The sequence below is a fragment of the Candidatus Pelagibacter sp. HIMB1506 genome (assembly GCF_052047935.1).
GTDB lineage: Bacteria > Pseudomonadota > Alphaproteobacteria > Pelagibacterales > Pelagibacteraceae > Pelagibacter.
The window spans coordinates 188,546-200,484 of sequence record NZ_JBNAIS010000001.1; the positions used below are offsets into that span (position 1 = coordinate 188,546).

Annotated in this window: 10 protein-coding genes; 1 reads left to right on the forward strand and 9 read right to left on the reverse strand. The window is 34.6% G+C overall.

The window, feature by feature from the left end:
* Positions 1-7: 7 nt before the first annotated feature.
* The 9 genes from ACTTA8_RS00975 to gcvT all read right to left on the reverse strand — a co-directional run bounded on the left by ACTTA8_RS00975 (position 8) and on the right by gcvT (position 10,845).
* Positions 8-1,408, reverse strand: coding sequence for an ammonium transporter (locus ACTTA8_RS00975; RefSeq protein WP_440618157.1), 1,401 nt, complete (start codon positions 1,406-1,408; stop codon positions 8-10).
* A gap of 128 nt (positions 1,409-1,536) precedes the next feature.
* Positions 1,537-1,950 (reverse strand): hypothetical protein, encoded by a 414-nt coding sequence (locus ACTTA8_RS00980; protein ID WP_075506197.1) that lies wholly within the window; start codon positions 1,948-1,950, stop codon positions 1,537-1,539.
* Between the two features lie 9 nt (positions 1,951-1,959).
* Positions 1,960-3,363, reverse strand: coding sequence for an FMN-binding glutamate synthase family protein (locus tag ACTTA8_RS00985; RefSeq protein ID WP_262590391.1), 1,404 nt, complete (start codon positions 3,361-3,363; stop codon positions 1,960-1,962).
* Positions 3,363-4,217 carry a GXGXG motif-containing protein gene (locus ACTTA8_RS00990; RefSeq protein ID WP_428079748.1) on the reverse strand — a complete coding sequence of 285 codons (855 nt, stop codon included), beginning with the start codon at positions 4,215-4,217 and terminating at the stop codon, positions 3,363-3,365. Before ACTTA8_RS00990 ends, ACTTA8_RS00985 begins: the two co-directional genes overlap by 1 nt.
* Positions 4,205-5,149, reverse strand: coding sequence for a glutamine amidotransferase (locus ACTTA8_RS00995; protein ID WP_440653864.1), 945 nt, complete (start codon positions 5,147-5,149; stop codon positions 4,205-4,207). Before ACTTA8_RS00995 ends, ACTTA8_RS00990 begins: the two co-directional genes overlap by 13 nt.
* A gap of 30 nt (positions 5,150-5,179) precedes the next feature.
* Positions 5,180-6,649 carry a glutamine synthetase family protein gene (locus tag ACTTA8_RS01000; RefSeq protein WP_440653866.1) on the reverse strand — a complete coding sequence of 490 codons (1,470 nt, stop codon included), beginning with the start codon at positions 6,647-6,649 and terminating at the stop codon, positions 5,180-5,182.
* Between the two features lie 70 nt (positions 6,650-6,719).
* Positions 6,720-8,048, reverse strand: a complete 1,329-nt coding sequence (locus ACTTA8_RS01005) for an NAD(P)/FAD-dependent oxidoreductase (RefSeq protein WP_440614090.1) — start codon at positions 8,046-8,048, stop codon at positions 6,720-6,722.
* Positions 8,049-8,150: 102 nt separating this feature from the next.
* A complete protein-coding gene (locus ACTTA8_RS01010; protein ID WP_440652230.1) occupies positions 8,151-8,501 on the reverse strand; it encodes a hypothetical protein in 351 nt (116 codons plus the stop codon).
* A gap of 4 nt (positions 8,502-8,505) precedes the next feature.
* Positions 8,506-10,845: a glycine cleavage system aminomethyltransferase GcvT gene (gene gcvT, locus ACTTA8_RS01015; protein ID WP_440653867.1), complete on the reverse strand. Its 2,340-nt coding sequence runs from the start codon at positions 10,843-10,845 to the stop codon at positions 8,506-8,508.
* Positions 10,846-10,990: 145 nt separating this feature from the next.
* Here gcvT and ACTTA8_RS01020 point away from each other — a divergent pair, with 145 nt between their 5' ends.
* Positions 10,991-11,935 (forward strand): ABC transporter substrate-binding protein, encoded by a 945-nt coding sequence (locus tag ACTTA8_RS01020; RefSeq protein WP_262590397.1) that lies wholly within the window; start codon positions 10,991-10,993, stop codon positions 11,933-11,935.
* Positions 11,936-11,939 lie beyond the last annotated feature (4 nt).

Genomic DNA, 11,939 nt, shown 5'->3' on the forward strand with positions numbered 1-11,939 from the left:
TTCTCCTTTACCTGGTTGCAGATGAAACTGCTTTCTCATCTTCTTTAGCAGCCTCCATCATTTCATAATCTAGTCCAGCTATTTCTACTTCTCGAGGGATTCTTAATTTACCCATACCGTGAAGCACTTTAGCTATGACATAGCCTGGTATCAGTCCAAGAACAACAAACATAATTATTGCTCCGATGAACTGTCCTACAGGATTGATTGTTGCATAAGTAGTTCCATCCCACATAGCACCCACACTGTAACCAGATGAAGGGTAACCCCATAAAACAAAACCACAAATTACAAGACCAACAAATCCCGCATAACCGTGAACTGCTACTGCACCAACCGCATCATCGATTTTGAACTTTCGTTCAACCCAGTAATGTAGTTTGTATGCAATCACAACACCGATCATACCAATGATCATTGATTGAATTGGATGATATAAGTCATTTCCAGCTGAAGCACAGATAACACCCGCTAGTCCACTAGAGTATGTCCAGAAAGGATCACCTTTAGCAATCCAATAACCAGCCAATAATCCTCCTGATAACGACATCAAGAAGTTAAAGGTAATACCACTAAGTGTAGTAGGAGTTACGTAAATGTTTGTAGCTGTCCAATAAGATATACCTTCCATTCCATATTCTGGACCTAAGTCAAAAATTGGAATGTTACATGCAGCATAAAATCCCCAGAAACCAGTGTAAATTAAAAATAATCCAACTGTTACTAGCCAAGGATTTCTAGGCCCTATATTTCTAGGTTCACCACTTGATGAGAATTTTCCAATTCTTGGACCTAAAACAACAAGAACACCTAAAGCAAATCCACCTGCTATTGCGTGAATTACTCCTGATGCATATGCATCATGGTATCCTAAAAGTTTTAACATCCATCCATCAAAGTGCCATCCCCAAGCAGCATCAATTGTCCAAAATACAGATCCAATTGCAATTGCTAAAATACCAAATGCAAAAGTTGTAATTCTTTCAATGATTGCTCCTGAAACGATAGAAGCAGCTGTCCAAGAAAACAGAAGGAAAGCAGCCCAGAAGACACCAGAAATGTGATCTCCTAGATTGATAGCCATAAGTTCACTTGTAGCTGTATACCAAGTAGCACTAAACGCAGACTCGTCTGTGATTAGAGCAGTACTCTCATTCATTATTGAAGGCGCTAATCCAGGTCCTGTTGGAAAAGCCCAGTAAATCCACCAACCAAATAAAAACCAAGTTACTGTCACCAAAGGTATCAGCATTGTGTTTTTCATAAGAGTATGTTGATGGTGTTTGTATCGAGAAGCTCCAACTTCATACATACAGAATCCGACGTGAATTAAAAACATCAGTACTACTGTTACCCAATAGTAGAATTCTGTAAATATGGTTGTAAGAGCAGCTAACTGATCAGTCATTATTCTCTCCCCATATTAGTTTTAAAAATCATATAAAATTTTATGGTTCGATACAAATATAAAGAGCATAAAAAAACCTAGTTATTAAACTAGGTTTTTTTATAATAAATCAACTTTTGATTGTAGTATTAAAACTTTAAATAAGCTTTTTTCAAATCAACAAGAGGGTGTTTTGGAGACATTTGAAACTTAACTAAAAGCTCTCTTGCAATCATGTCTCTGTCTTGTTGATTGTTAGGAAGTTTAATTGATTTTGGAATTGTTACCCATCCATTCGCGTTTCTACAAAACACAGCAGGTCTTCCTTCTTCGTAACCCATGTGTACATCTTCCAACCAATTTAAATCATCCCATCCCATTGCCTCAATATATTTTTTTAAGAATGGAGTTATTTTTTTATAATCAGGCAACAGGTTAACGTCATATCTATAACCAATCGACTGGCCTATCATTTTTTCTCTAGCAGTTTGTTTTTTTACTCCAAACTTAACTTTTGAAACTTTAGCTTTCGATTTAGTTTTTTTAGTTTTCTTTTTAGCCATCGTTACCCCTTATATTTTGTGATAGTTATCAACACCAACAGTGTAGTTTGTACCTGCAAGTGGAACTTTCGCTAATGCAGAAGCTTCAGAAGTTAAAGCCGCTAAATCTTCTGGTTCTAACGAATGAATATTCGTCTTACCACAAGCTCTAGCTAATAATTGAGCTTCCAAAGTCATTGAGTGTAGATAGTTATATACTCTCAACGCTGCATCATCAGGATTTAATCTTGCTCTTAATTTTGGATCCTGAGTAGCAACACCAACTGGACATCTTCCAGTATGGCAGTGATAACACTCCCCAGCTTTTACACCCATTTCTTTTTCGAAATCAGCTTCTGGAATATCTTTGTTGCAGTTAAGTGCAATCATTGATCCAGTACCTATAGCGATTGCATCAGCTCCAAGAGCTAAAGCTTTAGCCATATCAGCACCATCTCTTACACCACCTGCGTAGATTAACGTTACTTTTCCAGTTTTACCCACATCATCAATTGCTCTTCTTGCTTCTCTAATAGCAGCAATTCCTGGAATTCCAGTATTTGCAGCAGCAATGTGTGGTCCTGCTCCAGTAGATCCTTCCATACCATCTAAATAAATAGAGTCTGGATCACATTTTGCAGCCATACGCACATCATCATAAACTTTAGATGCGCCAAGTTTTAACTGAATTGGAACTTTATTTTTAGTTAATTGTCTTAACTCTTCAACTTTTAGAGCTAAATCATCTGGACCTAACCAGTCAGGGTGTCTTGCAGGTGATCTTTGGTCAATACCTGATGGTAGTGATCTCATCTCAGCAACTTGGTCAGTTACTTTTTGACCCATTAAGTGTCCACCCATACCAACTTTTTGCCCTTGTCCAATAAATACTTCAATTCCATCTGCTAATTGTGCATGATGAGGATTAAAACCGTATCTTGATTGAATACATTGGTAATACCATTTTTCTGAATATCTTCTTTCATCTGGTATCATTCCACCTTCACCTGAACAAGTAGCGCTTCCTGCCATAGTAGCTCCTCTTGCTAAAGCAGTTTTTGCTTCATATGAAAGTGCACCAAAACTCATTCCTGTAATATAAACAGGTATATCTAATTCAATTGGGTTCTCACATCTTGGACCAATTACAGTTTTAGTTTCACACTTTTCTCTATAACCTTCGATTACAAATCTTGTAAGTGTTCCAGGCAAAAATACCAAATCATCAAATGTTGGAATCTTTTTCATTAATGCCATTCCACGCATTCTATATCTTCCTAATTGAGATTTAATGTGAATGTCGTCTATAACTTCAGGAGTAAAAATAGCATTATGTCCTAGTAGACTTTTATTTCTTTTTCCTTCTTCATGTACATGGACATCAGCTTTTCCACCAACGCCTTTACCATTCTTTTTACTTTTTTTCTTAGGCATTAAATTGCTCCCTTCTTCTCTGTAGGTTCTAAATTATCGTAATTCCAAAGTTTTTTACCAGCTACAATTTTTTTCATTTTACTTACATCAAAATTTTCACCAATTTCTGCAACTTTTAATTTTCTTTTTAACCAATCTTGGTCACTATCTGTTAGTTCAGCGTCTACTGCATCACTTCCGTAAGATCCAATTTCACCACCAACAAAAATAGTTCCATCGTACATTGAGTCTCCTAAATTAATTCCAACATTACCAAGAATTATTATTCTTCCTCTCTGCATCATGAAACCAGTGAATGCACCAGCATCTCCACCAATAATGATAGTTCCACCTTTCATATCAATACCAGTTCTAGCACCAACACTACCTTTGCAAATTAAATCTCCACCTCTGATAGCCGCACCAAAACAAGATCCAGCATTTTTTTCAATAACCACTTTTCCAGCCATTAAGTTTTCAGCACAAGACCAACCAACTCTTCCGTTAATTCTAACGATTGGACCATCGCATGAACCCATTCCAAAGTATCCTAAACTGCCTTCAAAAATTAAATTAAGTTTATTTAAAATACCAACACCTAAGCTATGTTTTCCTTGAGGGTTTTTGATTACAATTGTTCCGTAACCTTGGCTCATTAAATTATCAATTTCCTTATTAGCTTCTGGAGCTGTCATATCTTTTACATCAAGCTCAGTTCTTTTATTAAAATCTACATCGTATGTTCCAAAATAATAAAAGTTTTCAGCTTCATCAGGATTAAAGAATTTTTGTTGAGTTCTTCCTGTTAAAACCTCAGTATGCATACCCATAGATTGGGCTTTAGATTTTTTTGATACTGTTTTTAGATTTGCCATACTTTAACCTCCCCATCAAATGGATCATATGTATCTATTTCTTGTGGTAACACAGATCTAATAGCTATTTCTTCTGATCCCATTGCAACTAAATCATCTGACTCATATAAAACCAAAGGTTTTGCAGCCATTGTGTCTTTTGCCATACCCAAAGAGTCTTTTGTCGCTACGAAGTAAGTGAATACTCCGTCTAAACCAGTTAAACTCTCTTTCATGCCTTCTTCTAAAGTTGCACCATCTCTCATTTTTTCTGCAAGATAAACTGCGATTAATTCTGAGTCACACTCAGACATAAATCTCATTCCTTTATTTTCCAATACTCTTCTGTTGTTCCAATAGTTTGTTAACTGACCATTGTGAACTACAGAAACGTCACTGAAAGGATAGCCCCAGAAAGGGTGGGCAGATTTGATATCAACACCAGACTCAGTTGCCATTCTAGCATGACCTATTGCATGAGTTCCAACAAGTTTATCTAGACTATATCTATCACAAACCATTTTCGCGTTACCTAAATCTTTAATAACCTCTAATGATTTACCCATAGATAAAATCTCTACACCTGGAATACTTTCTATTCTTTGAGAAAAATCTAACAAATCTTTTGCGTTGTAATCAATTTCATATCTTAAAGAGTAGGGAAGTGTTCTTTCTTCCTTAACAACTTTAGCTCCCATTTCTGCTAAAGTTTGATCTACAACTTTTTTTCTTTCATCGTATACAGAAACATCTTCCATAACTGATGAGCTTCCTTCACCAACGTTCTCACCAACTTTAAAACGCATAATGAAATTTTTGCCATCTGTATCTCCATACAAAGCATATCCAGTTGAGTCTTCACCTCTATGTTTTAACGCTTGAAGCATACCTTGTAATTCGCTTCCAACATTTGAGGATTTTCCTCTATGAATTAATCCTGCTATCCCACACATATTTTTATACCCTTTCTATTATTTTATGACCTACGGTAAGCAATCAAGATAAGTATCCAAATCCCATTGAGTAGTAGCACCCAAGAATCTTTCCCACTCATCATTTTTGTACCAATGGAAAACTTTATACATTTCATCTGGCATTGCAGATTTGATAACCTCATCTTCTGCAAGTCTAGCCAAAGCTTCACCAAGACTTAATGGAAGTTTCTTAACATCTTTACCAGCCTTTTGAGCTTCGTAAATATTTCTAGACTCAGGAGCAGCTGGTTTTAATTTTTTACTAATTCCATGATCACATGCTTTTAGTAACGCTGCACCTAATAAGTATGGATTATGCATAGAGTCTACTGATCGGTATTCAAATCTACCTGGTGCAGAAACTCTTAATCCACATGTTCTGTTTTGGTATCCCCAGTCAGCATAAACTGGTGCCCAGAAACCTTGATCCCATAATCTTCTATAAGAGTTAACTGTAGAAGATCCTAATGCTGTTAGTGCTGGCAAGTGTTCCATGATACCTGCAATTGATTGTAAACCAATTTTACCTGGTAACTGCATGTCTTTAGTATCAGGCATAAAAGTATTCGTTCCACCTTCAACGTAACTAAATACTTCCTCAACACCTGGAAGATTTTTGTTTCCAAGTTTGTTTACTTTAACTTTTCCACCTTTCCATAAAGACATATTTGTATGACATCCACTTGCAGAAACTCCCATAAAAGGTTTAGTCATAAAGCAAGCTATCAAGTTGTGTTCTCTTGCAACTTGAGCACAAATTTGTCTATATGTTGATAATCTATCTGCGTTTCTTAAGACGTTATCATAAGTCCAGTTTAATTCTAATTGACCTGGTGCATCTTCGTGGTCCCCTTGAATCATATCAAGTCCCATCGCTTTTGCATATTCAATTACTTTCATAAATACTGGTCTTAACGACTCAAATTGATCAATGTGATAACAGAACGGTTTAGAAAAACCTTTACCTGTTGGGGTTCCATCTTCATTTTTTGTTAACCACATCATTTCAGGCTCAGTACCAACTCTTAATTCTAGACCATGTTTTTTCTTAAATTCATCCATGAAAATTCTTAGATTTCCTCTGCAGTCTGAAGTTAAGTGACCACCTGGATTTTCTCTTTCTTCTCTGTTTCTAAAACATGTTACAAAAACTCTTCCAACTCTTTTGTCCCAAGGTAATTGCACAAAAGTCTCTGGATCAGGTATTCCAACAAGCTCCATAGCCTCTGGACCATAACCAATGTAGTTATTATGACGATCTAAAAATAAGTTTGCTGTTGCTCCGTAAACTAATTGAAATCCTTTTTCTGCTGTTCTTTCCCAGTGATCGGCAGGTATACCTTTACCTACGACTCTTCCTGTTACAGAAATAAATTGATAATAAATATAAGTTATTCCAAGTTCGTTAATTTTTTCTCGAACTTTTTTTACTAGTTTAGCTCTACCTGGCTGGTTAACATGTTTTTCTAGATCCGTCATTTTCACCCCTCAATGAATTATTAATTATTCAAGCGTAGCTGAAAACTTTATTCGTGTCTAGGCTTAGAGTTTAACTCCAAGGGAACGGACTGTTAGAAGTCGGATGAAGTTCACCCTTCTCGTAACGGTTGAATCTAAACGGCTTCAATAAATCACTTTCAGTACCAAGAATTTCTTTTGCAACAAGTTCACCAACACCAATCATTTTATATCCGTGATTAGCATCAGCAATCATGTAAACGTTTTCAAAAAATCTATCGAAGATAGGAAAAGAGTCAGGTGTCATACATCCTAAACCACCTGATGGTCCTTTTCTGTATAAATCTGATTTTCCTTCAAATCTTTTTTGGCAATGCGCAAGTGCTGAACACCACATTTCACTAAAAGCGTCTGTTGTTTGATATTCTGGAGATTCAATTCCATAAGGATCAACATTTACTTGATCAAAATGTTTTTTAACTATGTAAGGAGAAGTTCCACCTTGAACACCTAAGCCTTCAATATCAGGTTTATAATAAATTCCCCAAATTTTATCTGTTAACAATTTTTTTGTTTTGTCAGAGTATAAAGGTGCTGTCGAATCAACGTGAACTACAGGTGGTTGTTTACCATCATTTGTTTTTAAGAAATCTGGCTCAACACCGATAACTCCTTCTTGAAGCATCCAGTAAGTCCACATATCAGTTTCATGCATCTTACCATCTTTACCTTTTATGTGAGCTGTCTTTGGTAACTCTAACATATTCCAAAAATCTCTTGCCCATGGTCCTGCACCAACAACTACTTGTTCGCACTCAATAGTTCCTTTGTCGGTTTCAACACCAGTTACTGCTTGACTGTTACTTCCTTTTTTAAAACCAGTTACTCTTACACCTTTCATAACTTGAACACCATTAGATGTAGATTTACTCTCTAAAGCTTTAATTGAATCTTTATTAAATGCGTATCCACCTTTTTTCTCATGAAGTACAGAAGTGATGCCTTGAGCTTGCCAATCATCAAAAATTCCCTTCATGTAATTTGTGCAATCTTTTTCACCTTCAATAAAAACTGATTCATATCCAATTGCTTTTTGTTGTTCATATATACTTGCAACATCTTCATGCATTACTTCTGGAGATATTTGTAAGTATCCAACTGGATTATATTTAAATGCTTTAGGATCACTTTCCCAAACTGAAACTGAATGAGCCATTAATTCTCTCATTGCTGGCTGAAAATAATTATTTCTTACAACTCCACATGCAATTCCACTTGCACCAGCAGCTGTATCTTTTTTTTCTAATACAACTATGTCACCAGGATTTTTGTAAGTTTCTGAAAGTTTCCATGCAGTACTTAAACCGTGTATACCACCACCGATTATCACTACTTTTGCTTTTGAAGGTAATGTCGTCATATCAAAACATTATTTTTTGATAATGTTAATTAATATAATTATTTATAGAAGTAAAAATTATATATAAAAATTAGATACTTTTTATATCAGTCAAAAAATTAATTAATAACTGATGTTTTTTAGCGTTTCTAAGTAGTTATTAAATTCTTTAATAAATGACTCACTTGGGACTATATTTTTAATTCGCTGGTCAGTTGAAGTTTTTTCAAGTTTAAAGAATCCTTTTTCACAAGCCTCTGTAATTATTAAAGCTGATTTTGGCCTAGATGTTTTAAATAATTTTGTTTTTAATTCTTCAACAGATATTTTTGTTCCTTCTTTAAAAGCTGACATAACTAATAACATCATGTGATAGTGAGAAGGTGACTTTCTGAAAAAATAATTACTAGAAGTATGAGATTGTTTCATTTGTTCTTCCCAAAAATCTAATAGGGTTTTTTTTTCTTTCGGCATTTTTTTAAGATCTTACTCTAGACTTAGTTGGATCGTAGAATGGGAAGCCAACAACTTTTGCACTAATTCTTTTTTGGTGACCATCAATTTTTCCAACTTCAACTTCAGTTCCAATTTCTGAATATTGAGCATCTATTCTGCAAAGAGCTACATTTTTATTTAGAGTTGATGATAGACATCCACTTGTAACAATACCCACTTGAGCTCTACCAATATGAACACAATCACCATGACCTGCAATTTCTTTTCCAATCAATTCTAAGCCAACTAATTTTTTTTGAGGATTGTTTTTTCTTTTAATTAATTCTTCTTTACCAATGAAGTCTTCTTCTTTAGTTTTCAAAGGAACCGCAAAACCTATCCCTGCTTCAAAGGGGTCTTGTTGACCATCAAATTCATTTCCAAATAAAATTAATCCAGCTTCTATTCTAAGTTTATCAAGAGCAGCAAAACCAGCAGGAATTAAACCATCATCTTTTCCTGCTTCCATTAATTTATCCCAAACTTCAGGGGCATGGTTTGGATGACACCATACTTCATAACCAAGCTCACCTGTATAACCAGTTCTAGAAACAACTAGTGGAATACCTTGTAATTCTTCTATTCTACAAATTGTAAATCTAAACCAACCTAGCTCACCAATAGATGGTTGGGTAGGTGGTGTAAAAATTATCTTTTTTAAAATTTCTCTACTTTTTGGACCTTGTATAGAAACATTACTGATTTGGTCTGTTGAATTTTTAACATTTGCATTAAAATTTTTTTTCTTCGCTATTTCTTTTAACCATTCTCCAGCATACTCATCACCACATATCCATCTAAATCCTGTTTCGCTTAATCTTAATAATGTTCCATCATCAAACATCATTCCATTTTCATAACACATTGCAGAATATACAACTTGGCCAACTGATAATTTTTTGATGTTTCTTGTAAGTGTGTAGTTTAATAATTCCTCAGCATCTGGACCTATTATTTCAAATTTTCTAAGTGAAGATAAATCAATTAATACCGCATCGTTTCTACAGGCATTATATTCGTTTACTATTCCGTGTTTCGTATAATCATTTGGAAGCCAAAAACCTCTTGCATCAACAAAATTTCTAGTAAGTTGAGATGTACGTTCGTGGAAACCTGAATTTCTTGTTAATTTTTTTTCTGAATCTGTTTTCATTCGAAAAGCAAATGACTTTCTAAATTCTTTATTTTTGTCATAAGTTCTAACAAAAATTTCAGTAGGATTCCATGAATTACAAGCATCAATATCACTAGGACAAGCTGTGGTACCAATTGTTAAATCTTTTAACGCTCTAAACATTACATAATCACCTGGTCTAGAATAAGATTCGTCAGATATTACTGAATTTAATCCAGCAGCCGATGTATTAAAAAATAAATTAATTGCATGCCATCCTTTTTGTTTTTGAACTCCATATTTAGACATACTCTCAGTTAAATTATCTGAGCAGTTAGGATGACCAAAGTAACCAGCATCTTCATAATATTTTGAAGTACATGCAAGATTAAAAGTATCATGTTTACCAACTGTATCTCTTATTACCTCTACTAAGGGTTCATGATCAGTATCATAAAATTTTGAATGTAATCCAGGACCAGGAAAAGTATTTCCCATAAAAGTTCTAGTTGTTTGCCAATCTAATCCTTTTTCTATTCCTTTTTCTAATTTTTTTGTATCAAATGCTACAAAATCTGAACATTGTCTTCCAGTAGGACTTATAACTTGAATGTAATCTCCTTCTTTAACTTGGTAAGATGTTGAAGTTTCTTTATCTATGTTTTCTTCATAAAGTGGTTCAAAAACTGGATCAGGTATAACACTCAACTCTTTATCATTTATAACTTTCGCTCTTTTAATAAAAATAGTTAAATCTGTTGGTGGATTTTGTTTGGTAACGTCCATATCTTCACCTGGTGCAGCAAAGATTGCATAACATTTATCTTTTGACTTAAGTTTAATCTTTTCATCAGCTTTTGTATCAAGATCAAAAACTATTGATGATTTAGACTCTTTTATATTTAAGTTTCTTTTTTTTAATTGATAATTTGTTGCTAAGATTGTTTCATCTTTTCCATTTAAAATGTCTCTTATGAAATTTTTTTGACTGTTTTCTCTTAAATTTAAAATTCCTAATTCTGACTTTCCATCTTTATTAAAACAAATTATTTCACAAATTTGATTTCCTTCATCGTTGATTATTTCTATTTCATCATCTGGAAAAATTTGAAAAGCAGTAAGAGCGCCACCATTTACAATATGTCGTTCAACTCCAGGTGGTAAAATATTTAGTCCAGGATTTTTAATGTCTTTACTTGTTCCAAACATTTTTAAAATTTTTTAATATTGATATATTTTTTATCACCATTTTTATTGATTAAATATATATATATTTTTTAGAACTAATAATTCTTTACCTAGCTATTCGTTTTAACATAGAGTGTTAATATTAATATTAATAGAGGGGAAAAAAATGAAAAAAATAATGTCATTATTATCTGCTCTAGTTATTTCTGTAGTAAGTTTCTCAGGAATTTCTAACGCTGATAGCAAAAAGCCCATCGTAATCCCAACTCATAACTGGTCATCTCAAATTGTAATGGCTTACGTTATTGGTGGAATTTTTGAAAGCATGGGTAACAACGTAAAATATGTAAACGCTGACTCACAAGCGGTTTATGAATCAATCAGAATTGGAGACGTAACTATTTCTCACGAAGTATGGGAGTCTGCATTCGGTAAGTCATTTACTACTGCCTTAGACAAAGGTGGTTTACTTGACTGGGGTGATCATGAGGCAAGAACTCTTGAAGATATGGGTTACCCAAACTGGGTTGTTGAAAAAGGTTTATGCCCAGGTCTACCAGATTGGACAGCTTTAAAAAATCCAGACTGTGCTAAAAACTTTACAACACCTGACTCTCCAGATGGAAAAGGAAGAATGTTGGAAGGACCTCAAAGTTGGCATGGTGATTTAATTCCGCAAAGAGTTGAAGCTTTAGGTTTAGGTGATCTTTGGTGGGTTAAATTTGCTGGAGGTGCAGATGCACTTTGGGCTGAATTAGCAGCGGCTGAAAAAGAAGGAAGAGGAACTATAATCTTTAACTGGACACCAAACTTTACAGATGGTGCTGGTTTTACATTTATTGACTTCCCTCCATACACAGCAGGTTGCAGACCAGAAGATGGTGGTGATGGTAAATGTGGTTCTCCTGATGGATACTTGAAAAAAGCAGTTCATGAGGATTTCCCAAAAACTCACCCAGACGCAGCAGCAGCATTTAAAAAGATGTCATTCTCAACAAGTCACATTGGTGCGATGGCAGCTTTAGTTGATGTTGATAAAATGACTCACGAAGATGCAGCTAAAAAATGGTTAGCTGACAACGAGTCAGTTTGGAAACCTTTTACTAAATAAGGGT